The organism is Duganella sp. CF402 (assembly GCF_900109645.1).
GTDB lineage: Bacteria > Pseudomonadota > Gammaproteobacteria > Burkholderiales > Burkholderiaceae_D > Rugamonas.
On the sequence record NZ_FOBG01000001.1, the window covers coordinates 3,291,656 to 3,316,088 of the forward strand.

Annotated in this window: 24 protein-coding genes and 1 tRNA gene; 16 read left to right on the forward strand and 9 right to left on the reverse strand. The window is 61.9% G+C overall.

The features are described 5' to 3' along the window. The first annotated feature begins 388 nt into the window (after window positions 1-388). Together BMZ70_RS14755 and BMZ70_RS14760 are read left to right on the forward strand one after the other, a co-directional pair. On the forward strand, window positions 389-1,033 hold the full coding sequence (locus BMZ70_RS14755) for a TRAP transporter small permease (RefSeq protein WP_207231504.1): 645 nt from the start codon (window positions 389-391) through the stop codon (window positions 1,031-1,033). After that, a complete protein-coding gene (locus BMZ70_RS14760; protein ID WP_092275602.1) occupies window positions 1,030-2,421 on the forward strand; it encodes a TRAP transporter large permease in 1,392 nt (463 codons plus the stop codon). Before BMZ70_RS14755 ends, BMZ70_RS14760 begins: the two co-directional genes overlap by 4 nt. A gap of 95 nt (window positions 2,422-2,516) precedes the next feature. Here the strand turns inward: BMZ70_RS14760 and BMZ70_RS14765 are convergent, their stop codons facing one another. Beyond that, the gene (locus tag BMZ70_RS14765) at window positions 2,517-3,503 is read right to left on the reverse strand and encodes a TRAP transporter substrate-binding protein (protein WP_092275605.1); all 987 of its coding nucleotides are present in this window, start codon (window positions 3,501-3,503) and stop codon (window positions 2,517-2,519) included. A gap of 129 nt (window positions 3,504-3,632) precedes the next feature. On the opposite strand from BMZ70_RS14765, the gene BMZ70_RS14770 reads away from it, so the two are divergent. The 5 genes from BMZ70_RS14770 to BMZ70_RS14790 all read left to right on the forward strand — a co-directional run bounded on the left by BMZ70_RS14770 (window position 3,633) and on the right by BMZ70_RS14790 (window position 8,272). Beyond that, window positions 3,633-5,654, forward strand: coding sequence for a PAS domain S-box protein (locus BMZ70_RS14770; protein ID WP_092275608.1), 2,022 nt, complete (start codon window positions 3,633-3,635; stop codon window positions 5,652-5,654). Next, the gene (locus BMZ70_RS14775; RefSeq protein ID WP_092275611.1) at window positions 5,655-6,242 is read left to right on the forward strand and encodes a response regulator transcription factor; all 588 of its coding nucleotides are present in this window, start codon (window positions 5,655-5,657) and stop codon (window positions 6,240-6,242) included. 22 nt (window positions 6,243-6,264) lie between these two features. After that, window positions 6,265-7,101 (forward strand): CPBP family intramembrane glutamic endopeptidase, encoded by an 837-nt coding sequence (locus BMZ70_RS14780; protein WP_092275613.1) that lies wholly within the window; start codon window positions 6,265-6,267, stop codon window positions 7,099-7,101. 175 nt (window positions 7,102-7,276) lie between these two features. Then, a complete protein-coding gene (locus tag BMZ70_RS14785; protein WP_092275615.1) occupies window positions 7,277-7,789 on the forward strand; it encodes a DUF4142 domain-containing protein in 513 nt (170 codons plus the stop codon). 15 nt (window positions 7,790-7,804) lie between these two features. After that, window positions 7,805-8,272, forward strand: a complete 468-nt coding sequence (locus BMZ70_RS14790) for a DUF421 domain-containing protein (RefSeq protein WP_092275617.1) — start codon at window positions 7,805-7,807, stop codon at window positions 8,270-8,272. Between the two features lie 474 nt (window positions 8,273-8,746). Here BMZ70_RS14790 and BMZ70_RS14795 read toward each other — a convergent pair whose 3' ends face one another. The 5 genes from BMZ70_RS14795 to queG are packed head-to-tail and all read right to left on the reverse strand — an operon-like array spanning window position 8,747 to window position 14,041. Then, window positions 8,747-9,214, reverse strand: coding sequence for a TFIIB-type zinc ribbon-containing protein (locus BMZ70_RS14795; protein ID WP_130300768.1), 468 nt, complete (start codon window positions 9,212-9,214; stop codon window positions 8,747-8,749). 2 nt (window positions 9,215-9,216) lie between these two features. Then, window positions 9,217-9,672: an NAD(+)--rifampin ADP-ribosyltransferase gene (gene arr / locus BMZ70_RS14800; protein WP_092275623.1), complete on the reverse strand. Its 456-nt coding sequence runs from the start codon at window positions 9,670-9,672 to the stop codon at window positions 9,217-9,219. A gap of 14 nt (window positions 9,673-9,686) precedes the next feature. Next, window positions 9,687-11,444 carry a DUF885 domain-containing protein gene (locus tag BMZ70_RS14805; protein ID WP_092275626.1) on the reverse strand — a complete coding sequence of 586 codons (1,758 nt, stop codon included), beginning with the start codon at window positions 11,442-11,444 and terminating at the stop codon, window positions 9,687-9,689. A gap of 44 nt (window positions 11,445-11,488) precedes the next feature. Then, window positions 11,489-12,907, reverse strand: a complete 1,419-nt coding sequence (locus tag BMZ70_RS14810) for a GGDEF domain-containing protein (protein ID WP_092275629.1) — start codon at window positions 12,905-12,907, stop codon at window positions 11,489-11,491. Between the two features lie 42 nt (window positions 12,908-12,949). Continuing rightward, complete coding sequence (queG, locus tag BMZ70_RS14815; protein ID WP_092275631.1) at window positions 12,950-14,041, reverse strand: tRNA epoxyqueuosine(34) reductase QueG; 1,092 nt, start codon at window positions 14,039-14,041, stop codon at window positions 12,950-12,952. A gap of 57 nt (window positions 14,042-14,098) precedes the next feature. Between queG and tsaE the strand changes: the two genes are divergently transcribed. Genes tsaE through BMZ70_RS14830 form a run of 3 tightly spaced genes read left to right on the forward strand, consistent with a single transcriptional unit; the run spans window position 14,099 to window position 16,764 of the window. Further along, window positions 14,099-14,584, forward strand: coding sequence for a tRNA (adenosine(37)-N6)-threonylcarbamoyltransferase complex ATPase subunit type 1 TsaE (gene tsaE, locus BMZ70_RS14820; RefSeq protein WP_092275634.1), 486 nt, complete (start codon window positions 14,099-14,101; stop codon window positions 14,582-14,584). Beyond that, window positions 14,548-15,912, forward strand: coding sequence for an N-acetylmuramoyl-L-alanine amidase (locus BMZ70_RS14825; RefSeq protein WP_092275637.1), 1,365 nt, complete (start codon window positions 14,548-14,550; stop codon window positions 15,910-15,912). Before tsaE ends, BMZ70_RS14825 begins: the two co-directional genes overlap by 37 nt. 12 nt (window positions 15,913-15,924) lie before the next feature. After that, window positions 15,925-16,764, forward strand: a complete 840-nt coding sequence (locus BMZ70_RS14830) for a D-hexose-6-phosphate mutarotase (protein ID WP_092275640.1) — start codon at window positions 15,925-15,927, stop codon at window positions 16,762-16,764. Here the strand turns inward: BMZ70_RS14830 and BMZ70_RS14835 are convergent. Together BMZ70_RS14835 and BMZ70_RS14840 are read right to left on the reverse strand one after the other, a co-directional pair. Beyond that, window positions 16,761-17,777 carry a carbonic anhydrase gene (locus BMZ70_RS14835; protein ID WP_092275643.1) on the reverse strand — a complete coding sequence of 339 codons (1,017 nt, stop codon included), beginning with the start codon at window positions 17,775-17,777 and terminating at the stop codon, window positions 16,761-16,763. The two genes, BMZ70_RS14830 and BMZ70_RS14835, sit on opposite strands and share 4 nt — an antisense overlap. A gap of 138 nt (window positions 17,778-17,915) precedes the next feature. Next, window positions 17,916-18,560 (reverse strand): VTT domain-containing protein, encoded by a 645-nt coding sequence (locus BMZ70_RS14840; RefSeq protein WP_092275646.1) that lies wholly within the window; start codon window positions 18,558-18,560, stop codon window positions 17,916-17,918. 91 nt (window positions 18,561-18,651) lie between these two features. Here BMZ70_RS14840 and BMZ70_RS14845 point away from each other — a divergent pair, with 91 nt between their 5' ends. From BMZ70_RS14845 to miaA, 3 genes are read left to right on the forward strand one after another with little or no spacing between them, the layout of a single operon-like run. After that, window positions 18,652-19,563 (forward strand): peptidylprolyl isomerase, encoded by a 912-nt coding sequence (locus BMZ70_RS14845; RefSeq protein ID WP_092275649.1) that lies wholly within the window; start codon window positions 18,652-18,654, stop codon window positions 19,561-19,563. Between the two features lie 7 nt (window positions 19,564-19,570). After that, window positions 19,571-21,529, forward strand: coding sequence for a DNA mismatch repair endonuclease MutL (gene mutL / locus BMZ70_RS14850; protein WP_092275652.1), 1,959 nt, complete (start codon window positions 19,571-19,573; stop codon window positions 21,527-21,529). A 1-nt stretch (window position 21,530) separates the two neighbouring features. Further along, entirely contained in the window at window positions 21,531-22,478 is a 948-nt protein-coding gene (gene miaA, locus BMZ70_RS14855; RefSeq protein ID WP_092275655.1) for a tRNA (adenosine(37)-N6)-dimethylallyltransferase MiaA, read from the forward strand. Window positions 22,479-22,485: 7 nt separating this feature from the next. On the opposite strand, the gene BMZ70_RS14860 is transcribed toward miaA, so the two are convergent. Beyond that, the gene (locus BMZ70_RS14860; protein ID WP_092275658.1) at window positions 22,486-22,890 is read right to left on the reverse strand and encodes a VOC family protein; all 405 of its coding nucleotides are present in this window, start codon (window positions 22,888-22,890) and stop codon (window positions 22,486-22,488) included. A 150-nt stretch (window positions 22,891-23,040) separates the two neighbouring features. Here BMZ70_RS14860 and BMZ70_RS14865 point away from each other — a divergent pair. The 3 genes from BMZ70_RS14865 (at window position 23,041) to BMZ70_RS14875 (ending at window position 24,202) form a co-directional block, all read left to right on the forward strand. Then, window positions 23,041-23,117: transfer RNA gene (locus BMZ70_RS14865), tRNA-Met, on the forward strand. Window positions 23,118-23,549: 432 nt separating this feature from the next. Next, the gene (locus BMZ70_RS14870) at window positions 23,550-23,783 is read left to right on the forward strand and encodes a hypothetical protein (RefSeq protein ID WP_092275661.1); all 234 of its coding nucleotides are present in this window, start codon (window positions 23,550-23,552) and stop codon (window positions 23,781-23,783) included. Further along, window positions 23,774-24,202, forward strand: a complete 429-nt coding sequence (locus tag BMZ70_RS14875; protein ID WP_092275664.1) for a PIN domain-containing protein — start codon at window positions 23,774-23,776, stop codon at window positions 24,200-24,202. The genes BMZ70_RS14870 and BMZ70_RS14875 overlap by 10 nt, the downstream gene beginning before the upstream one ends. The last annotated feature ends 231 nt before the right edge of the window (window positions 24,203-24,433 follow it).

The following is a 24,433-nucleotide window of genomic DNA, read 5'->3' on the forward strand; positions in this document are numbered from 1 at the left end:
TGGTTCCGTAGCACGCTTGTGGCGGCTTGCAGACCCTATAACAGCGACATTCTGTAAAACGTGTGTCTCCTCAATCTAGTGCCGGTATTGGTTACCGTTTCTATACACACTCCCCACTTACAATTCTTTGCTACCGGGCTGCATATCGTTATGCACGTTTCCCTGAGAGCGACGCCATCATAACGCAACCCCTCCGGTTTTTCGCAAATTTTTTGAGTTCGACGGACGGACTATTTGAGGCATAAACAAAATACTCGGCAAACCAAAAAAGTTGTGGTAAGCCCCTGGCATGCGACTTAGTAGTACCCCTTATTGCCACATTGTCACCACGCGGATAAGTTATCTAGAATGCTGGATTTCCCAGTGCCAATAAAACCTAGAGACACCTATGCTGACCAAACTACTAGATCATCTGGAGGAGTGGATCATCACCTTCCTGATGGGCGGCGCGACGCTCATCATCTTCCTCTCCGTGGTGCACCGCTACGGCACCGGCCTGCCAATACCCTACGTCCAGGATTACCTGCTGTCGCTGCACTTTGAGTGGGCACAGGAACTGGCCATCATCATGTTCGTGTGGATGGCCAAGTTCGGCGCCGCCTACGGCGTGCGCAAAGGCGTGCACGTGGGCGTGGACGTGCTGGTCAACCGCATGCCGCCGGAGTGGCGCCGCTTCACGGTGCTGCTGGCGATCGGCTGCGGCACCCTGTTCACCGGCATCGTCGGCACGCTGGGCCTGACCTTCGTGTGGGAGAACGGCATGCACCACGCCACCTACACCCTGCTCGGCTGGGACGCCTCCGACGTACCGGAAGGCCCGACCACGCCGGACCTGGAATGGCCAACGTGGTTCATCTACTCGGCTGTGCCGCTGGGCTCCTACCTGATGTGCTTCCGTTTCCTGCAAGTGGGCTGGACCTTCCTGCGCCACGGCGAGTTGCCGCATCATGACGAATCGCACGTCGAAGGCCTCGATGACGACGACCACGACGAACTGTTTGCCGCCGCCCCGGCGCATGGAGGTGCACGATGAGCGGCGCCGTCACCATGCAGGGCATCGAGCCCTGGAGCAAAAAGAAAGCCGGCACTATCATCAGCGTGATCGCCGGCATCCTGCTGGCCGTGTGCATATTAGGCGGCAAGGTCGGCATCGTGTTCGCGCTGCTGATCCTGCTAATGCTGACCGGGATCCCGGTCTCCATCGCGCTCGGCCTGACGGTGCTGATGTTTATGTACCTGCTGACGCAAGTGCCGGTGGAAGCGGTGGCGCTGAAACTCTTCAGCGGCATCGAGAAGTTCGAGATCATGGCCATCCCGCTGTTTATTTTGGCCGGTAACTTCCTGACCCACGGCGGCGTCGCCAAGCGCATGATCGCCTTTGCCACCAGCCTGATAGGCCACTGGCACGGCGGCCTGGCGCTGGCCGGCATCATCGCCTGCGCCATGTTCGCGCTGGTGTGCGGCTCCTCGGTGGCGACGGTGGTGGCGATCGGCTCCATCATCCTGCCGGCGATGGTCAAGCAGGGTTACCCGAAACACTTCGGCGCGGGCGTCATCATCACCGCCGGCTCGCTGGGTATCCTGATGCTGCCGTCGATCCCGAAAGTCATCTACGCAATTTCGACCAACACCTCGATCGGCGCGCTGTTCCTGGCCGGCCTGTTCCCCGGCATCCTGCTGACCGTGATGTTGTGTGGTACCACCTGGGTGCTGGCCAAAAAGAACGGCTACCCGCGCATGCGCAAGGCCGGCTGGAAGCAGCGCTGGACCGCGTTCCGCAAGAGCGTGTGGGGCCTGATGCTGGTGGTGATTATCATCGGCGGTATCACCAAAGGCATCTTCACGCCGACCGAAGCGGCGGCCATGAGCGCGGTGTATGCGTTCCTGATTTCGGTGTTCGTCTACCGCGACATGCCGCTGTCGAAAACGCCGGAGGTGCTGAAGAAATCGGCGGCGCTGTCGGCCATGCTGTTGTACATCATCACCAACGCCGTACTGTTCTCGTTCCTGATGGCGCACGAGAATATCCCGCAGGCGATGGCGGACTGGATCCTGAACAAGGATCTTGGCCAGGCCGGTTTCCTGTTCTTCACCAACATCCTGCTGCTGTTGGCCGGTAACGTGATGGAGCCTTCGTCGATCATCCTGGTGATGGCGCCGATCCTGCACCCTGCCGCGATTCGTCTGGGGATTGACGCCGTCCACTTCGGCATCATGATCGATGCGAACATGGAAGTGGGCCTGTGCCACCCGCCGGTGGGCCTGAACCTGTATGTCGCGAGCGGTATCTCGAAGATGAGCATCTCGGAACTGACCGTGGCAGTGATGCCGTGGCTGATTACGATGCTGGTGTTCCTGGTGATCGTGACCTACTGGCCGGGACTGTCGCTCTGGCTGCCCAAGGCGATGGGCCTGATGTAGCACGCTCGTCGTCCCGGCGAAAGCCGGGACCCATACTGAGTGTGCCTTGCTGCGAACGTTCTATGGGTCCCGGCCTGCGCCGGGACGACAACCGATTATTTAGCTGCTTCCTTGTTGATCGCCGAGATCAGCTCCTTACCAATACGGCCTTCCATCTGCTGGTGCACCGGCAGCAGTGCCTTGCGCCAGTCGGCTTGCTCTTTCACGCTGAGGGTGTAGATCTCAGTCTTGCCGGCTTTCTTGATCGCTTCCAGCGCCAGGTCGTTGTCGCGTTGAGCAATCGCCTTCTCGAAGGTGGTGGCATCCTTCATCGCCTTATCCAGCGCGGTGCGGATATCGGCTGGCAGGCCGTCCCAGAACTTCTTGTTGACGATCACCGCATAGCCCAGGTAACCGTGATTCGACACGGTCACATACTTCTGCACCTCGTGCATCTTCTGGGTGTACATATTCGACGGCGGATTCTCGGTGCCATCCACCACGCCGGTTTGCAGCGCCTGATACACCTCGGAGAACGCCAGCACCTGCGGGTTCGCACCCAGCGCGCGCATCTGCGCGTCCAGCACCTTGGACGACTGGATACGCATCTTCAGGCCTTTGAAGTCGGTCGGATTGCGCAGCGGCTTATTCGCCGACATCACCTTGAAGCCGTTATCCCAGAACGCCAGGCCGGTGATGCCCTTCGGTTCCAGCTTCTTCAGCAGCGACTTGCCGATTTCGCCTTCGGTCACGTTGTACAGCGCCGTCTTCGACGGGAAGATGTACGGCAGGTCGAAGGCTTCAAACTCCTTCACGCCCAGCGGGCCGAATTTGGCCAGCGATGGCGCCAGCATCTGCACCGCGCCCAGCTGCAGCGCTTCCAGTTCTTCCTTGTCCTTGTAAAGCTGGCTATTTGGATACACCTCGACCTTCACGCGGCCATTGGTGGCCTTTTCCGCCAGTTGTTTGAAACGCTCTGCGGCCTGGCCCTTCGGCGTATCGGTGGCCACCACGTGGCTGAATTTGATGACGATAGGCGCTTGCGCGTATGCGTTGAAGCTCAGGGCCGCGCTCAGGACGAGCAGGACGGGTTTCAGTTTCATGAAGTCTCCTGGTGGGTTTAAAGTTACACTATTCTTCTATTCTGAACGATTGTTATAAATAGCTGCAAGGGCGGCAAGTGTGGATAACCACAATGGCCGCCCCATCACGACAAGCTACCCTGATCGCCCATGACATCTGCCCATTCTACCGCGCCTGTTGCCTCTGCCGCGCGCCGCCGCCCGCACTCCAGCACCTCGCTGCGCTGGCTGCTGCCTATCGTGCTGGTGTTGTTTTTCCTGGCCATCCTGATCTGGCTACCGTGGCAGGCGCGCCAGATGGAGAGCAACGAGCGCCAGGAGCAGCTGATCGCCGATACGCTGTGGGTCGAGCAAACCATCCGCTTCCAGCTCGGGCGCGATGAAGAGAGCCTGCGCGCGCTGGGCGTGGAAATCGCCACCGGCCACCTGACGCCGGCGCAGCTGCACGAGCGCATGGCGCGCCTGCTGAAGAATGGCCACGAATTGCTGCGCGTGGTGTGGCTCAAGCCGGACGGCCAGTTAGTGGGCAGCAGCGATCCGCTGGCCGCGCCGGTGGAACTGTCGCCGGCCTCCAAAGCCACCGCCGAAATCACGCGCAAGACGCGCCGGCCGATGTATACCCAGCCGGAGGCGCAAACCCACATTTCGGCAGCCGCGCCGTCCGCCGTGCTGATGGACTACCACGTGCCGCTGTTCCGTGGCGACGAATATCTGGGCGACCTGGTTGCCACCTACCAGACCAGCGCCCTGCTCGAGGAAATGGTGCCGTGGTGGTTCGCCCAGGATAATCAGGTGTCGCTGGTGGATCGCGACGACAAGGTGCTGGCGCGGCGCGCGGCGGCCGGTCCGGGCCACGGCGTCTACACTCACAAGCGCGCGCTCGACCTGCCCGGCGCCTCGGTCACGCTGGTGACGGACAGCGTAAAGAGCGAACCGCAATTGCTGCCCAACCTGCTGGTCGGTTCGGTAATCGTGCTATCGCTTGGCTTGTTATGGAGCCTGCTCGCGCTGTGGGGCCACATCTCGAAACGCCTTGCGGCGGAAGGCGCGCTGCGCCAGCAAATGTCGTTCCGCACCGCGATGGAAAATTCGCTGGTGACCGGCTTGCGCGCGCGCGACCTTGAAGGCCGCATCACCTATGTGAATCCGGCGTTCTGCCAGATCGTCGGCTATCCGGCCGAGGAAATCGTCGGCAAGCTGCCGCCCATGCCCTACTGGGCGCCGGAAGCGATGGCGGAATACCAGACGCGCTTTGCCAACGTCCTGGCGGGCAAGGTCACACCGCAGTTCGAAACCTTCTTCCTGCGTCCGGATGGCGAGCGCGTGCCGGTGCTGGTTTTCGAAGCGCCACTGGTCGACAACGACGGCAAGCAGACCGGCTGGATGGGCTCCATCCTCGACATCTCGGACCGCAAGCGCATCGAAGAACTGAACCGCCAGCAGCAGGAAAAGCTGCAAGCCTCGGCGCGCATGGCAACGATGGGGGAAATCGCCTCCATGCTGGCGCATGAACTGAACCAGCCACTGGCCGCGATTTCCAGCTACACCACCGGCGCACTCAATGTGCTGGAGCGCGAAGGCCCGGTCGACTGCGCCATCCTCAAGCCGGCGCTGGAACAGGCAGGCGCGCAGGCGCAGCGGGCCGGCCAGATCATCCGCAGCGTGCACGAATTCGTGAAGAAGCGCGAACCGCTGCGGCAGCAAGTGGGCATCGCCTCGCTGCTGGACAGCATCCGCGCGCTGATCGAACTGCAGGCGCGCCAGAGCTACGTCTCGTTCCGCGCCGAGATCCCGGCCGACCTGCCGCCGGTGCGTGCCGACCGCGTGATGATCGAGCAGGTGCTGCTCAACCTCACCCGCAACGGCATCGAGGCGATGCAGCACGTGCAGCCGCAGCGCCGCGTCCTCAACGTGGTGGCGTCCTACGACGAAGCCACCGCGCAAGTCAGCGTGGCGGTGATCGATCATGGCCACGGCATCCCGGACGAAGTGGCGCAGCGCTTGTTCTCGCCGTTCTTCTCGACCAAGGCGGAAGGCATGGGCATGGGACTCAACATCTGCCGGACTGCGATAGAATTCCACGGCGGCGCGCTGACCTTCCGCGCCAACCCCGAAGGCGGGACCATATTTACGTTCGTGCTGCCGGCGGCAACGAACCTGGAGACACTATAAATGCTGCATATCGTTGACGATGAAGCGGTCGTGCGCGACTCACTGAGCTGGCTGGCCACGTCGCGGGCGATTCCCGCGCGCGCCTACGAATCGGGCCTGCACTTCCTCGCGCAGATCGGCAACGGCGCCTTCGACGTCGATGGCGACTGCGTGCTGCTCGACGTGCGCATGCCGGACATGAACGGCGTGGCGGTATTCGACCAGCTGCTGGCGCGCGGCGTGGCGCAGCGCATGCCGGTGATCTTCCTGACCGGCCACGGCGACGTGCCGATGGCGGTGGATACGCTCAAGCGCGGCGCCTTCGACTTCTTCGAAAAACCGTTCAACGACAACCAGCTGATGGACCGCGTACAGGAAGCCCTGGCGACTTCGCGCCGCGCTGGCGAAACCGCCGCCGTGCATGCGCGCCTGGCCACGCTGTCGGTGCGCGAGCGCGAAGTGCTAGACCTGATCCTGGCCGGCAAAATGAACAAGGTGGTGGCCGACCAGTTGGGCATCAGCATGCGCACGGTGGAAGTCCACCGCGCCCACATCTTCGACAAGATGCAAGTTAAAACTGCCGTGGAGCTTGCCGGTTTGCTAAAATAACAAAAAAGCAACTGGAGAGCACATGAGCAGCACGCAGCACGTCATTCCGACCGTCCCAAGCTTCCGCAATCGTTTCTTCTCGCATCCCATCACGCGCATGGTCTTCGGCGTCATCGCCGTGCTGGCGCCGATTACCATCACCATGATCCTGGCCGACATCCTCGTGCCCAAGCCGCTGCGCGTGGGCGGCTGGCCGTTCCTGCTGGCGGCGGCCATCAGCGTGTTGAGCTATCGCTGGTTCGTGCGCCGCACCGAATCCGGCCGCGCGCTGACCGAACTGGCGCTGCCTGGCGCGGCGCGTGAAGCGGGCCTCGGCGTGGCGCTCGGTGCCGGGTTGGGACTGGCCGTGGCCGGCCTGCTGGCGATGGCCGGCGCCTTCCACATCACCGGCAGCAACGACTGGCACATCATGCTCAAGACCCTGCCGGAGCAAATGATGGTGGCGATGTTTGAAGAACTGATCTTCCGCGCGGTGCTGTTCCGCCTGATCGAGCAGCGCTGGGGAACGCGCGCGGCGCTGGTGTCATCGTTCGTACTGTTCGCGCTGGCACACATGTCCAACGAGGGCGTGAGCGTACTGGCCGTGGTCATCACCGGCGTGGCCGGCGTGGCGCATAGCGCCGCCTACCTGTTGACGCGCCGTCTGTGGCTGCCGATCGGCCTGCACCTCGGCTGGAACTACCTGTACGACGGCTTGTTTGTGGTACCGGTGTCCGGCCACGCCGCGCGCGGCTGGCTGCAAGTCAGCATGCCCGGCCCCGAATGGCTGAACGGCGGCGCCTACGGCGTCGAAGCCTCCGCCGCCACGCTGCTGATCTGGACCGCCGCCGCCCTCTTCCTCCTGCGCCGCAAACAATAAATCCCACCTGCGCCCGCTTGAGTTACCTCAAGCGGCGTGACGTGCTGATTTTTTGCCAGTGATCGAGCGTTATGCCAAAAATCGGTACGCTGGCACACGGTGCTGCTGGCGCGCCAGCGTTACAGTCACTGCAGACTTCCGTTAAACACCTTTACGCCAAATTGGAGATAACGACATGAAGACTGCACACGTTGCCACCGCATTGATCGTCGGCGCCATTGCCGCGCCATTCGCTTCCGCCCAGACCGCGATCAGCAAGGCCGACTCTGATCGCCTAATCGCCATCGCCCAGGCCAACATCGCCGAAATCGCCACCGGCAAACTGGCCGTCGAGAAAAGCAGCAATAGCGACATCAAACAATTCGCCCAGATGATGATCGACGATCACAGCAAGGGATTGGCCGATACCCAGAAACTGGCCGCCGCCGAGAACGTCACCCTGCCAACTGAGCCAGACGACGCCCACAAGCAAATCGCCGCCGAACTGAAGCAGCTGTCGGGATCAGCATTCGATAAAGCTTATGTCAGCAAGGCGGGCGTGCAAGACCACGTCAAGGTTCACGCAGCCTTGAAAAACGACATCGCCAACGCCAAAGATGCCGACGTCAAAGCCCTGGCCAGCAAACTGGAACCGATCGTCGCCCATCATGAAGCAATGGCCAAGAAACTGGACGCCGCCTCCCGCTAAAATCGGAGCACGTCCATGTTCGATATTGACCTGCCTTGGTGGGAATTCGTCTTGCGCGGCGCAATCGTGTATTGCGCCTTGCTGGTACTGGTGCGCGTCTCCGGCAAACGCACGGTGGGACAATTCACGCCCTTCGATCTACTGGTAGTGATGTTGCTGAGCGAGTCCGTGTCCAATTCCCTCTCGGGTGGAGATGATTCGATTACCGGAGGACTGCTGATCGCAGGCACGCTGGTCGCGTTGAACATCACAATGGCCGCCTTGTCCGCGCGCAGTCCGAAACTCGCGAAGTTGATCGACGGCGAAAGTGTGCTGATCGGCCGGGATGGGAAAATTTTCTACGACGTCGCCAAACGCAGCCGCATAGCAGAAAGCGATATCGAACAAGCGCTGCGCGAAGCAGACGTAGAACTCAGCGAAGCGCGCTGCATTTTCCTCGAAGCCGACGGCACGATCACGGTCCTGAAAAAGAGAGACACCTAGGCTGGTGCCCGCTCACTAAACCTTCTGATCGTAGAAATCAAACTCTATGTCCGCAGCCCGAAGCCGAGCGTAGATATCACTCCCGACCATCCAACCCGCAGGCATAGTTTCTCTAAGTCGCAAAGTATGGTCGAGATAAACTTGCTCTTCACGGGAGATCACAACAACCCGGAGGTGCGCTGCAATAAATTTTGCGACGTCATCGATTGACCGATTCGCAGCAAATAATCGATGACATTCATGGCAAATGAAAACTCGAGGAACAACATGCTCTCTGTGAACCGCACCTTTGCGAGACTGCCCCACCGTGATGAGCTTGTTAGAAATTAACGGTTCGATGAGCAAACGCGTGTCAGAACTTCCTGTCTCTTCCCACATACAGTGCATGCAGGATGCAATGCGAAGGCAAGAACGCAGTAGCATTTCATCCGCAGTGAATTTTTGGGATATATGACTAACCATAGCTCCGGAGACCTAATCGGTCAGCTTGCCGATGGCTTCGATGATCTCGGCAGACAATTCCAGGATGTCTCCGATGCCATCAAGCGTGTTGAAAGCATCGGGGCTGCTTAAGCCGAATGTGCCCTGCGTAGCCGCCAATCCCGGCACGACGCCTGACAAATCCGTTTGCTTGGGTGGCCCCACCATGTCCAGCAGGCGGACCCATTGGTCATGGCTTAGCCAAAGGTTCAGGCACTGAGGGCAAGCGCACATGGCAACACCTTTGTAGTCCAGTGTCATCATCGCTTGGGAATCTGCAGGGCAAGGGCCAACGTCTGCGACACCACCCTGCTGCTTGTGCATTTTCAACGCTGCATAAGCATGCACGTCCCGCAATAGCTTCCCGCTGAGCGCAACGCCAGAGCATTGCACGCAGCGGTGAACCTGATAACCGTCGACGCTATCCATCAGCAATTCAGAATGATCAACTGGACACAGCATATTTAGTCCTCGATCGCAGCCAGGCCGTTGCGCATTTTTTCTTTGAGGCTGTCGAGCATCAGTTGCAGCACTTCAGGCGGATGCCCCTGCCAGTCCTGCACTTCACCCACGATCTTTAAGGGATGACGGGTACGGTAGGATTGCGTGGGGTTGCCGGCAAACCGTTTGTTGGTCAGGTTGGGATCATCCTCGAAGGGGCCCGTAGCTTCGACGATGTAGATGCGGCCGCGCTCCTCCATGCCGGCCAGCGCGGTGGCTAATTCCGCCCCCCACACCGCCGGCTCCAACAGGGCACTGAAATACACGTTGTTTGAAATCCGCCCCGCCTCGAAATTGGACGCGAATCCCGGCACCAACAGGTCGCCTACCTTAAGATCGTATTTCGTACCATGATAGAAAGGCCCTTTCAGGTCGCCGCAATTCTCATACGTGACTGGCACCCAATCCTGATTGTTCATACGTACCTCCGCGATTAGCCCTTCTGCTTGGCGATCCACTCGTCGACGACTTTTTCCAGCACCGACAGCGGCACGTTGCCGGTTTCGAGCACGGTGTTGTGGAAGCCTTTGATGTTGAATTTGTCGCCCAGGGCTTTCTCCGCTTTGGCGCGCAGGTCGAGGATGCGGATCATGCCGATTTTGTAGGCGCACGCCTGGCCCGGCATCACCACGTAACGATCCACTTCCGCCGGCGGAATGCCGTAGTCGATGCCTTGCTGGCGCGTCCATTTCATCGCGTGCAGGCCGGTGTCCACCACCAGGCGGCGCGCGCGGAACAGTTCTGCATCCAGCTGCCCCAGCTTGCCCACCACGTCATCGCCATACCAGCCGTTTTCCGACGCCAGCTGTTCCGCATACAGCGCCCAGCCTTCGCCATACGCCGAGCCGACGCCGAACACGCGGTCGCGGCGATAGCGCGGCAGGCCGGTGTTCTCCTGCTGCAGCGCCACCTGGAAGTGGTGGCCCGGCACCGCTTCGTGGTACACCAGCGTGCGCATGCCGACGATGCGGAACTCAGGCCCCGGCATCGGCGCCCAGAAAATGCCAGGGCGCGTGCCATCCTTGGCCGGCCCGGTGTAGTGCGCCGCCGCCGTCTTCTCGGTGAACAGCGGCTCGCGCCGCACTTCCACCGGTGCTTTCGGCACGTTGTCGAACAGGGTTTTGGCGCGCGCCTCGGCGTCACGCATGATGGCGTCATAACGCGCCAGCAGTTGCGGACGCGGATCCGCTTCCTTCGGCTGCTGGTCTTTCTCCAGCTTGGCCATGCGCTCCTTGATGCTGCCGTCGGCGTAGCCAATCGACACCAGCAAGCCGTTCATCTCCTTCTCGATGCGCGCCACTTCCAGCTGGCCGATCTCGTGGATCTGCTGCGGGGTGTAGTCGGTGGAGGTCATCTGGCGCAGCACCACGGCATACGCTTTGTCGCCGTTCGGCAGGCGCCACAGTCCCGCATCGTTGTTCGTGTGCGGCAGCTGTTCCTGCAGCAGCGCGCGGGTGCGCTGGAATACCGGGATGATGGACTGCTTGACGATGGCCGTGGCATCGGCCGTGAATTTGGCCTGGTCTTCCGCCGATACTTCCTTCACATTGGCCATGCGCTGCACCAGCGAGGCCACGAACACATTGCTCTCCGGCGTGCCGTCCAGGAAGCGATCGAGCTGGCCAATGGACGCTTGCGTGATAAAGGTCGGCATCAGGATGCCGCGACCGGCCGCGCCGCGTGCCTGCACGATGCCGGTATCCATCTTGCCCGCCACCGCTTTCAGGCGCACCAGATAGTTCTCGATATCGCGGCGATTGCGGATCGGGTGCTGCTGCGACAGGAAGTTCACGATCTGCACATGCAGGCCGGTGAACTGGTTGAACACGAAGTTATAGTCGCGGTACTGGTACGCGTCGACCGTGCCCTGCAAACTCCACGCGATGGTGGCGGCGCTGGCGCGCTGCTGCGGCGTCAGTTTCGACTGGTCGATCTTGGCCAGTTCCGCCAGCGATTTCTTCGCCGCCGCCACTTCGGCGGCGCGGAACACCACGGTATTCGGCGTCAGCTTGCGGTCCAGGCCATCCTGCTCTTTGGCGTCGAAGTACTGCTTTTGCGTGGCTTGTTCCGGGTCGTTGCGCACCTTGGCGTTGGCGACCTTGTCGGCCCAATCGTCAAAGGATACGGCTTGCGCAGCGAGGGTGAGCGATGCGCCAGCCAGCAGCGACATGAATCTAATTGAAGTTTGCATCTCATGGGCCTTTGTAAGGAAAGAACCCAACGAGTGTAGCCCACTCAGGCGAGGTTCTCAACCGCCGGAACATCAAGTTCGGTGCGATTGCGGCCGCCCTGCTTGGCGCGGTACAGCGCCTGGTCGGTGCGTGACAGCCAGCGCTCGCAACTGGCGTCGTCGTCGCGCACTGCGGCCACGCCCAGGCTCACGCGCATCTGGAAGCTGTGGCCATCATGCTTGACGACCGAGGCTTCCACTTCCTCGCGCAGGCGTTCGGCAAAGGCATGCGCGCCGCGCAGGCTGGTATTCGGCAGCACGATCAGGAATTCCTCGCCGCCGTAGCGCGCCGCAGAATCGACCGTGCGCGCCACCGACATAATCACGCCGGCCAGCCGGCGCAAGGCAGCGTCGCCGGCCGGATGGCCGTATTTGTCGTTGATCTGCTTGAAGTGGTCGATATCGAGCATCACCATCGACGCGCTATGCCCCGAGCGCTGGGTGCGCTGCCACTCGGCCGCCAGCCGGCGGTCGGCTTCGCGCCGGTTCAGCAATCCGGTCAGGCCGTCGGTGATGGCCAGCTTCTGCACCTCGGCCAGCAGCGCATCCTGCGTCTGCTGCCAATGCAGGAACAGCTGGTAGCCGAAGAAGGCGATGAACAGCACGATGACCACGAACACCCAGTAGAAGATCCACATGGTCTGGCGCAGCGCATCGAGGTTGACCTGCGCATCGGCCAGGCCGGTGGTGGCATAACCGTAGGTCAGCACGCCCAGCGTGACGGAGGCGAGCAGGCCAAGCAGGGTTTTGCGCGAGCGGATGCGCGTCTCGCGCAGCAGCTGCGGATGGGCGTCCTGCCAGCGCCGGATGCGCGGCCACAGCGCCGCCATCACCGGTCCGACCAGCACCACGCTCTGCACGAAGGCGCCCAGCCACCAGCCCTGCCACACCGGCAGCACGGCGGTGCGGTCGTAGCCATTGGTGTAGCTCCAGATCAGCGCACCGCTGGAACCGAATACGGCGGCCACGAAGGACTGCTGCACGTAGAACAGCAAGTCGGTCAGGCCGCGCAAGTCGCGCCGCATGGCGGTGGCGCGGTAGCCGATCACCATCACCGCAAAGCCCAGCGGATTGGCAAGACCGAACAGCAGCGCCCATGACAGCGGCATGCCGGCGTACAGCGCCAGCGACACGGTGGCGCAATAGGCGGGAATGGCGCCCCACCACCAGCCCAGCGTGAGCGTGAGCAGCAGGCAAATCAGCAGCGGAGGATAAACGGTGAGGTAGACGGCGACGCCGCCGAATTCAAACGGGATGCCGGACCAGCCCCACACCACACTGCCGATGCCCAGCCATACGCACAGGGCGAGCAGTGCCAGCCAGCCGCCAAACAGGCCGGCTTTCTGCCCAAGGCTGCCATTGCGCCACAGGCGCGAGGGTGAGAGCTCCCGGTATTGTGGAGTGAGCGCTTCAGGTTTGGACAAAACATTCCCCTTTGTTGTCCAAAATATTATACCGCCGTTGTCCTAGACGGAATGACAGGCCAGCGCCCACTCCACATGTTCGCGCACCAGGGACGACGGATCGTCGCGCCGCGCCAACAGTGCCGTCACGATAGCCGCATCGCCCTTGGCCCCGGCCGCCGCCGCGTTGCCCAGGCCGACCGCCAGGTTGCGCAGCCAGCGTTCATGGCCGATGCGGCGTATCGGACTGCCTTCCATCTTGCGATTGAACTCCTCTTCGCTCCACGCGAACAGCTCCACCAGCGAGGCGTGGCCCAGTCCATGCCGTTCGTCGAAGTCCGGCAGCACCGCGCGCTGCGCGAATTTGTTCCACGGACAGGCGGTCTGGCAATCGTCGCAGCCGTAGATACGATTGCCGATCAACGGCCGCAGCTCGACCGGAATGGCGTTTTTCAGTTCGATGGTCAGGTAGGAGATGCAGCGCCGCGCGTCCAGCTTGCCGGGACCGAGAATGGCTTGCGTCGGGCAAGCCGTGATGCATGCCGAGCACTGGCCGCAGTGGGCGCCGGTCGGCTCATCAATCGGCAGCGGCAGGTCGACCAGGAACTCGCCCATGAAGAACATGGAGCCGGCAGTGCGCGACAGCAGCAAGGTGTGCTTGCCGCGCCAGCCCAGGCCGGCCTTCTCGGCCAGCGGCAGCTCCATCACCGGCGCCGAGTCGGTGAACACGCGGTAGCCGAAGTCGCCGATCTGCGCTTTCACCTTGTCGGCCAGCTGCTGCAGGCGGGCGCGCAGCACCTTGTGGTAGTCCCTGCCGCGCGCGTAGACCGAGATGACGGCGGCATTGGGATCGGTCAGGCGTGCCTGCTCGCGGTCCTTCCAGTCGTTTTCCGTGTCCCTCGGCAGGTAGTCCATGCGGGCGCTGACCACGCGGATGGTACCCGGCACCAGCTCGGCGGGACGGGCGCGTTTCATGCCGTGGGCGGCCATGTAGTCCATTTCGCCGTGCATGCCGGCGTCCAGCCAGGCCTGCAGGCCGGCTTCGGCGTGACTGAGGTCGACGTCGGTGATGCGGATTTCGGCAAAGCCGAGTTCTACGCCCCAGCGCTTGATGCTGAGGGCGAGTTCGGCTAAATTGGTTTGATTGAGGGACATCGGGCGCGGGCTAGAAGGTACAATGGCTGGCGATCCAACCAACCGTTATTTTATTCGATGCAGCACTTCACAGCCCATCTCCACGACGAAGAAGGCACAGCCGCCCTGGGCGCGGCGCTCGCGCGCGCGCTCGCGCCCGGCCTGGCGATCCACCTGCACGGCGACCTTGGCGCCGGCAAAACCGCCCTCACCCGCGCCCTGCTGCACGCCGCCGGCCATACCGGCACGGTGAAAAGCCCGACCTACACCCTGTCCGAACCGTACAGCATCCAGCTCGACGGCCGCGCCGTCAGCGTGATCCACTTCGACTTGTACCGCATGGCCAGCGCCGAGGAATTCCTCGACGCCGGCTTCCGCGAAGACTTCAACGGCGATAACATCTGCATCGTCGAATGGCCGGAAAAGGCCGACGGCGTGCTGCCGCCGCCGGATCTTAACGTGGTGCTGACTGTGGCCGGACACGGTCGTGATGTAGAATTGCAGGCGTCGACCGCCCTGGGTAACTCATGCCTTCAACGCCTCAAATTCGCGCCCAACATGTGAGCCGCCGCACCGTCCTGAAGGCCGGCGCCACCCTGCTGCTTTCCGTGCTTGCTCCCCTGCGCGCCTATGCCGCGCAAATTCTCGCCGTGCGCGTATGGCCGGCCGAGGACTACACCCGCGTCACGCTGGAAAACGATACCGACCTCAAAGCCACGCACTTCATCGTCAAGGACCCGGAGCGCATGGTGGTCGATATCGAAGGGCTGGAGCTGAACCCGACGCTGAAATCGCTGGTCGCCAAGATCCAGTCGAACGACCCGTACATCAAGCAGGTGCGCGTGGGCCAGAACCGGCCCAACGTGGTGCGGCTGGTGTTCGACCTGAAAGAGGAAGTCACGCCGCAGGTGTTCACGCTGGCGCCGGCCGGCAACTACAAGCACCGCTTGATTTTCGACCTGTATCCGAACAAGCCAATCGATCCGATCGCCGCCATGATCGAAAAAGGCGACTGGACCGATCCGGCGCCGGAAACTGGCGCCGCTGCCGCTGCCGTTGCGCCAAAGCCGACGCCGAAGGAGCAGCTCGCGGAGCTCAAGCCCGACCTCAAGGCCGAGCCGCGCGAAGAGCTGAAGAACGAACTCAAAACCGCCGAGAAATTCGACAAGAACGGCAAGCTGGTACGCATGATCACCATCGCGCTCGATCCGGGCCACGGCGGCGAAGATCCCGGCGCCTCCGGCAAGAACGGCAGCCGCGAGAAGGACATCGTGCTGTCGATCGCCAAGCGATTGAAAGCCAAGCTGGAAGACGTCCCGAACATCCGCGTGATGCTCACGCGCGATGGCGACTACTTCGTGCCGCTTGGCACCCGCGTGGAAAAGGCGCGCAAGGTGCAGGCCGATTTGTTCGTCTCGATTCACGCCGACGCTTTCGTGCAGCCGACCGCGCGCGGTTCGTCGGTGTTCGTACTGTCGGAAAAAGGCGCCACCTCGTCGGCGGCGCGCTGGCTGGCCGATAAAGAAAACCTCGCCGACACCATCGGCGGCGTCAACGTCAAGAACCACGACAAGCAACTGGCTAGCGTGTTGTTCGACCTGTCCACCACGGCGCAGATCAACGACAGCATGAAGCTGGGCCGCTCCGTGCTGGGCGAAATCGGCGGCATCAACCGCCTGCACAAAGGCTCGGTCGAACAGGCCGGCTTCGCGGTGCTGAAAGCGCCGGACATTCCGTCCATCCTGATCGAGACGGCCTTCATCTCCAACCCGGAAGAGGAAGCCAAGCTGCTCGATGAGGCTTACCAGAACAAGCTGGCCGATGCCATCGTCACCGGCATCCGCCGTTATTTCGCAAAGAATCCACCGCTGGCAAAGAACCGGCTTACTTAAAACGAGAGCAATATGGCTGTAGTAACGATGACCGAATACGGCGCCCTGCCCGCCGCAAGCCTGACCGCCGCCGACGGCGCACAGATCACCGCCTCCCTGTTTGGCGCACACCTGCTGTCATGGAAAACCGCCGACGGCAAGGAGCGTTTGTTCGTCAGCTCGCAAACGCCGCTGGACGGCAGCAAGGCGATACGCGGCGGCGTGCCGGTGATCTTCCCGCAATTTAATGTGCGCGGCCCCGGCCTGCGCCACGGCTTCGCGCGCGTCAGCACCTGGCGCCTGACCGGCAAGGGCGGCGACGGCGGCAGCTCCTACATGGAGTTCAGCCTGAATCAAAACGACCTGTCGGCGGAACACGCGCAGGCATGGCCGTACGCGTTTGAACTGACGCTGCGCTTCACGCTGCACGGCGATGCGCTGGAAATGGACTACACGGTGCACAACAGCGGCGCGCAGGATTTCCCGTTCGGCGTGGCGCTGCACACCTACTACGATGTCGGCAATCTGGACGCCACCAGCATCAGCGGCCTGCAGCACCAGCAGTACACCGACCATCACCAGCAAACGCGCACGCAGGAATATCCTGCGCTGCACTTCACCGAGAAGCACGACCGCCTGTACCAATCCACGCCGTCGCTGACGCTGAACACGGCCGACGCCACGCTACGCCTGGAGCAGCAAGGGTTCAGCGAATGGGTGGTGTGGAATCCGGGCCAGGACGACGCCAAGGCATTGGTTGACCTGGCCGATGAAGAATACCTGCGCTTCGTGTGCATCGAACCGGCACGCGTCGACCAGCAGCCGCTGGCGGCCGGTGCCAGCTGGACCGGCAAGCATACGATCGCGGTTTAATTCGACTCTTTGATGATGCGGCCGGAACCCGGCTGCACCGGGCGCGCGTTCAGCGGATACAGTCGGCTGAACAGCGCCATTTGCTGCGGCGAAGCCTGCACCGGCTCCTTCATCACAATCCACAGCACACCCTCTTGGCATGGCGGCGTGGTCATCGATCCCATGAAGGTGTAGTAGTCGCGACGCGCCGGCAGCAGCTCGAGCGGATCGAGCACGGTCGACGGCGCGGCGGTATCGTATTTTTCCAGCGGCAGGTTATTCCACACGGTCTGGATCACCGGCTGCGGCTTGCCGCGTTCCAGCAGCAGCGCCAGCATGGCGATATGGCCTTCCGCATCCTTGTGCACCAGGTGCACCACCATCTCGTAACCCTTGCCGTTGATGCGCTCTTCCGACGGACGGTGGAAGTGGAACTGCACCAGCTCATACATGCGGTTGCCGACGTTGAGGAAGTTGCCGCTGCCGACCATCACCTGCACCGTCTTGCCGTTGTCCGTTACATTGAACGAGGACGGATGGTAGTCGAAGCCGATCTGCTCCAATTCTACTTTCATGCCGTCGCGGATATCGATCGGCGACTGGCGGTTGCCGGTGCCGCACTTGGCCCACGCCGGATTGATGGTGCCCCAGTTGGCCGGGCCGTTCTCGCCTTCATACGACCACACATTGCTGTACACCTTGGGCTTGGCCGCTTCCTTGGCCGCATGAGCAGCGGCGTCCTTCTTGGCCTTGGCCGCCGCCGCCACGCGCGCGGCCTGGTTGGCGCGCATGATGGCCAGCCGTTCCTGGATCTTGGCCGACAGGTCGGCCTCGGCCTGCGCCTCCTGCTCGCGCTGGCTCAGCTTGCGTGCCGGGCCGGAGGCCGACGCGCCGGCCGCCGCCGACGATCCCACGCCCGCAGCACCGCCCACGCCGGTCTTCATCGACGGCGAAATCAGCGGATCGCTGGCCGCCCCGCTGGCTGCGCTAATGACGCAGCAAGAGGCAAGCAGGGGAAGGAAGAAAGCGCGCATGGGTATCCAGAATGAACAATTACATTCTGGTTTACGGATGCTTTTGGGAAAAACTTGAGAGGGGATGGCCGCGCGGGATGAAATTTCTTTGCAAATCGTCACGCTGCGGCGGCCGCGCAGCGTGGATTCATGCGGGTTTCAGCGGCGTTGCAGGCGGCGCGACAACTTGTACACGCCCCCCAGCGCCATCGGCACCACGGCCACGCCTACGCCGACCAGCACGATCTCGGTCAGGTGGTCGCGCACGATAGGGATGTTGCCGAAGAAGTAGCCGGCGGTGGTCAGCAGCAGCACCCACAGGATGGCGCCGGTGAAGTTATACAGCTGGAAGCGGGCAAAGGTCATGTCCGACACGCCGGCCACGAACGGCGCGAAAGTACGCACCACAGGCACGAAACGCGCCAGCACGATGGTCTTGCCGCCGTGTTTTTCAAAGAAATCGTGGGTTTTCTTGAGGGCGTCCTTGTTGATCCAGCGGTAGTCGTGGGTGAACACTTTCTGCCCGACCTTCTCGCCGATCCAGTAATTGACGGTGTTACCGGTGATGGCCGCCGTGGTCAGCAGGAACATCAGCAGCGGCAAGTTCATCTCGCCGACCGCGCACAGGGCGCCGGCGATGAACAGCAGCGTATCTCCAGGGAAGAAGAACAGCACCACCAGGCCGGTCTCGGCAAAGATGATGGCGAACAGAACGACGTAAATCAGCGTCCCGTATTGTTGGATCAGCACTTCGAGAGTTTTGTCGACATGCAGGAGCATGTCAAAAAATTGCATAAAATCCATATTCTTCCTATAAAGTGTGCGCCGGAATCATACACCACTGACGTACGTCGTCGGTAGTTTACAATGCCTCGACTAACCTGGGAGAGTTTGAATGGCTATTATCCGTAGCTTGTGCGTTTTATCCCTGTCTGCGCTGGCCGTGGTTGCCCACGCCGCCGACCTGCCGGTGCGCAAAAGCGCCAGCGAGATCGTCAAACAGTCCAAGCCGTCCGACTGGCGGCCGCTGGACCCGCAAAATACCCTGTACATGGAGCTGCCAACCGGCCGCGTGGTGATCGAACTGGCGCCGGACTTCGCGCCGCTGGCCATCGCCAATATCAAGACGCTGGTCAAGGAACGCTATTTCGACGGCCTGGCGGTGAACCGCTCGCAGGATAACTACGTGGCCCAATGGGGCGACCCGAACGCCGAGACCAGCCCGAAATCGCTGGGCAGCGCCAAGGCCAAGGTGCCGGGCGAGTTCTCGGTGCCGATCTCGAACGACAAGCGCTTCGTGCGCCAGAAGGATTTCGACGGCTATGCGCCGCAGATCGGCCACTCGAACGGCTTCCCGGTCGGACGCGATCCCAAGGCCGGCACCACCTGGCTGGCACACTGCTACGGCATGGTCGGCGTGGGCCGCGACAACGATACCGACAGCGGCAGCGGCGCCGAGCTGTATGCGGTGAACGGCCACGCGCCGCGCCACCTCGACCGCAATATCACCGTGGTGGGCCGCGTAGTGTCGGGCATGCCGCTGCTGGCGACCCTGCCGCGCGGTGGCGAGACGATGGGCTTCTACGGCCCGAAAGAAGCGCGCACGCCGATCATCTCGGTGCGGCTGGCGGCCGAGGTGCCGGAAGCGGAACGCAGCCATCTGGAAGTGATGCGCAGCGAGGCGCCGATTTACCAGAAAGTGATCGAAGCGCAGCGCAATCGCGGCGGGCCGTGGAATAAATACGCGGCCAACTACGTAGAGCTGTGCAACGCCACAATCCCGGTGCGGGAAGCGCCCAAGTTATAATCCCGGGATGAACGCGCCAGATACCTCCGCCCACGCCCCACGCCCTATCCAGGCCCTGCCTGACCAGCTGATTTCCCAGATCGCCGCCGGCGAGGTGGTGGAACGGCCGTCGGCAGTGGTCAAGGAACTGCTGGAAAACGCGCTGGACGCGGGCGCCACGCAGATCACCGTGCGGCTGGAGGAAGGCGGCGTGAAACGCATCGCCATCACCGACAATGGGCGCGGCATTCCGCCGGAGCAGATGCCGCTGGCTTTGGCGCGCCATGCCACCTCCAAGATCGCTTCTTTGCAGGATCTGGAAAACGTCGGCACGCTGGGCTTCCGTGGCGAGGCTTTGGCTTCCATCGCCTCGGTGGCGCAGGTGACCATCACCTCGCGCACCGCCGATGCGGCGCATGCGTGGGAAATAGAAGGCTCGCACCTGGCCACGCCGACGCCGTCCTCGGGCGCGCTGGGCACCACCATCGACGTCAAAGACCTGTACTACAACACGCCGGCACGCCGCAAATTCCTCAAGTCCGAGCAGACCGAATACGGCCACTGCGCTGAAGTGGTGCGCCGCATTGCGCTGGCGCGGCCGGACGTGTCGTTCTCGCTGACCCACAACGGCCGCACGGTCGATCACTGGAACACCAGCGAAATCGCGCGCCGCAGCGCGCAGATCCTGGGCGATGGTTTTGCCGAGGCGCGTCTGCCGGTGGATGAGACCATCGGCCCACTGCGCCTGCACGGCTACATTGGCTTGCCGACCGCCTCCAAGGCGCGCGCCGACGGCCAATTCTTCTACGTGAATGGCCGCTTCGTGCGCGACAAGGTGCTGGTGCACGCCGTCAAAGCGGCTTACCAGGACGTGCTGCATGGCGACCGCTTCCCGTCGTACGTGCTGTCGCTGGACATGGACCCGGCGCTGGTCGACGTCAACGTGCACCCGTCGAAAATTGAAGTGCGCTTCCGTGATGGACGCGCGGTGCACCAGTGCGTATTCCACGCCGTGCAGCGCGCGCTGGCGCAAACCTCGGCCACCTCGCACGGCAGCGTGCCATCGCCATTGCCGGCGGCCGATAGCCTGAATACGACGCCGGTATGGCGCGGCGAGCAGACCTCGTTCGGCCCATTGCTGGCGCCCGACTACGCGCCAACCTTCTCGCCGTCGCCATTCGGCTCGCGCAGCGCGGACACCGGCAGCGTCGGCACCAGCTACATGCCGCCGCGCTTCACCGCAGAAGGTGGTGTCGCCCAGAGCACCGAAAAATACGGCGCCCTGTTCCGCAATGACGACAGCCCTGTCCCGCTCGCGCGCAACGAATCCGACATGGCGCTGCCGCAGGCCAGCAGCTTCACCGTCTCCTCGGCCGCGATGGCGCAGGAAGAATTCCCGCTCGGCTTCGCACTGGCACAGCTGCACGGCATCTACATCCTGGCGCAGAACGCCAAGGGCCTGGTGCTGGTCGACATGCACGCCGCGCACGAGCGCATCTTGTACGAACAACTGAAGAACGCCTTGAACAGCCGTGTGGCCGGCGAAGAAATGCAGGTGCAACCGCTGCTGATCCCGATCACCTTCTATGCAGACGCAGTGGAAGTCGGCACCGCCGAAGAGCATCAGGAAACCTTGCAGGCGCTGGGCTTCGACATCGCCGTGCTGTCGCCGACAACGCTGGCCGTACGCTCGGTACCAGTGCTGCTGAAAAACGCCGACGCCCAGACGCTGGCGCGCGACGTGCTGCGCGACGTGCGCGAATTCGGCGGCTCGCGCGTACTGATCGAGCGCCAGAACGAACTGCTCGGCACCCTCGCCTGCCACACCGCCGTGCGCGCCAACCGCATCCTGTCGCTGCAGGAAATGAACGCCCTGCTGCGCCAGATGGAAATCACCGAGCGCGCCGACCAGTGCAACCACGGCCGCCCGACCTGGGTGCAGGTCGAAATCAACGCCCTCGATAAGCTCTTCCTGCGCGGTCAATAACATGAGTACCAAACCACTGGCCGTCGCCATCATGGGCCCGACGGCATCGGGCAAAACCGCCTCCGCGTTGGCGATTGCGGAACGCATCCCATCCGAAATCATCTCGGTCGATTCCGCGCTCGTGTATCGCGGCATGGACATCGGCACCGCCAAGCCGACGCGCGAAGAGCTGGCCGCCGTGCCGCACCACCTGATCGATATCATCGACCCGCTGGACTCGTACTCGGTGGCGCAATTTCGCAAGGACACGCTGCGGCTGGTGGAAGAAATCAACGCGCGCGGCAAGCTGCCGCTGCTGGTCGGCGGCACCATGCTGTACTTCAAAGGCCTGGCCGATGGACTGGACGACCTGCCCGGCGCCGATCCCGCAGTGCGCGCCGCGCTGGATGAGGAAGCGGCCCGCCTCGGCTGGCCCGCCATGCACGCGCGCCTGGCCGCCGTCGATCCTGAAACGGCAGCGCGCCTTGCGCCGGCTGACTCGCAACGGATCCAGCGCGCGCTGGAAATCCATACCCTGAGCGGCAAGCCCATGTCCGAACTGCTGGCGCTGCGCGAGAAAACCGAACTGCCGTTTGATCTGCTGTCGTTCGCGCTGGAGCCCTCCGACCGCGCCGTGCTGCACAAGCGCATCGCGCGCCGCTTCGACATCATGCTGGAAGAAACGCCACAAGGTAACCTGATCACCGAAGTGGAAGCGCTGCGCAAGCGCGGCGACCTGCACCTCGGCCTGCCGTCGATCCGCTGCGTTGGTTATCGCCAGGCATGGGAATACCTCGACGGCACCATCGACTACGCGACGATGCGCGAGACCGGCATCATCGCCACGCGCCAGCTGGCCAAACGCCAGTTGACGTGGCTGCGCTCCATGCCTGAGCGCGTGGTGCTCGACTGCCTGGGGCCGAATCCGGCCGGCGCCATGCTGGCGCAGATCGCCGAACGGCTGGGCTAGGTAGCCATTACTGCTTGGGCGGCTCGCCGCTCATGTGCACCAGTTCCCACAAGTGACCGTCCAGGTCCTGGTAGCCGTGGCCGTACATGAAGCCGTGATCCTGCGGCTCCTTGTAGGCGCTGCCGCCAGCCTCGATAGCCTTGGCGACCATCGCCTGCACAGCCGCGCGCGACTCCAGCGTCAGGCACACCAGCACCTCGGTCGAAGTGCGCGCGTCCACCACCGGTTTCGGCGTAAACTCCTTGAAGCGGGTCTCGGTCAACAGCATCACATAAATATTCTCGGCCACGATCATGCAGGTGGCGCTCTCGTCCGTGTAGTTCTGGTTGAAGCTGTAGCCGAGATGCGTGAAGAACTTGACCGACTGCTGCAAGTCACGCACCGGCAGGTTCACAAAGATATTGGTTGCCATGTCGCCCCCGTTAAAAAAATGTTCACATCGCAGAATACCAATATGCCAACGTTTTGACGACGGGAGCACGATAGCAGTCACTTTTTCAAAAAAAGTAGCGCCGCTTCCTTGACAGCATAGGCCTCAGCCACGATAATGCTGGGCGTTGCAGGTGATATAGCTCAGCTGGTTAGAGCACAGCACTCATAATGCTGGGGTCGGTGGTTCAAGTCCACCTATCACCACCAAAATTCCAAAAGCCGTAAATCGCCCTAAACGATTTACGGCTTTTTCCTTTTCCTAGCTACGCCAAGGTCGGCAAGCCACTGCGAAGTCGACGTGGTAATGCTCGGTATGGGCCACGCGCAGTTCTGAGCAGCCTCTCCGTCAGGACAGGATCAAAAATCACACGGACCAAGCCTACTGACAATCCAGCCTGGTGCGTTTTATGCGGCCGCATGGCCCCGCCCTTGGCCAGGCCAGTCTCGCCATAGACAAATTTCTTCTGCGGTGCAGTTTGCTCCAGTGAGTGATACGCTTCGAGCACCACCTCGCTCAACTTCCTCCTTGCCTTGGGTGTCCCGTTTTGTACCACACCTGCGCCAGATCAAACTGATCGCCGCCAAGCAGCGAGACAATACCCTCTTCCCATACCGCGCTAAACTAACGACAGGAGGTGCATGATGAACGACCGACCTGAGCAATGGGACTGGCCAGAACCAGTCCAGGACGAAATATCCCCAGAAGACTTGGCCATGATCGTCCAGGAAATGAAAAAAAGTCCCGGGTATGAAGAAAGACGTGCGCGCCGGATGGCGGCGTTGAAAGAGATCTTCGGCTTGTGGGCTGAACGTACTGACATCCCCAAGGACGGCCTGGAGTACCAACGCATGATGAGGGCGGAATGGGAATAGTCCTGTTTGATACTAATATCCTGATCGACGCGCTCCATTCACACCAGGAAGCTTATACCGAACTGTCCTCCTGGGACACGCCTGCGATTAGCGCCATCACATTTGCAGAACTCTATGCAGGCGCCGGCCCCGTTGAAGCACTAAATATCAGGAAGCTCATAAAGCGCTTTGATTTTGAAGTGATCCACACAGATGATCTGATCATGATGCTTGCAAGCTCACTCCGGCGCGCAAGTGTTCGCAACCAGCGCAAGATTGCGCTTCCCGACGCCATTATCATGGCGACCGCGCAAGCTCACCGCCTCCTGATCGTCACTCGCAACAAGAAGGACTTCAAAGGACAAAATGTGCGGATTCCCTATGAACTGGAAACCGTCACCACCACCCGCGTGATTAACGTCCGGCCCCTGCTCACGTAGGTTTTTTTCCACAAGTCGCTATAGAAAATTTGCGTTGGCCTATACGAAGTCGGCATACCAGAGGGGGCAAATGATCAGCTTATTGATTGTTTCCACTCTATTCATGTGAGCAAAAAGCTCTCCTCATAGATAAGTTAAGTTTGCACCCGGCGTCGTAATACCTCCACAGGTCGATAAAACGTTTTCCTTAATGTATTGCGAGCGTTGCTCGAAGTGTTTAGTCTTGGATCT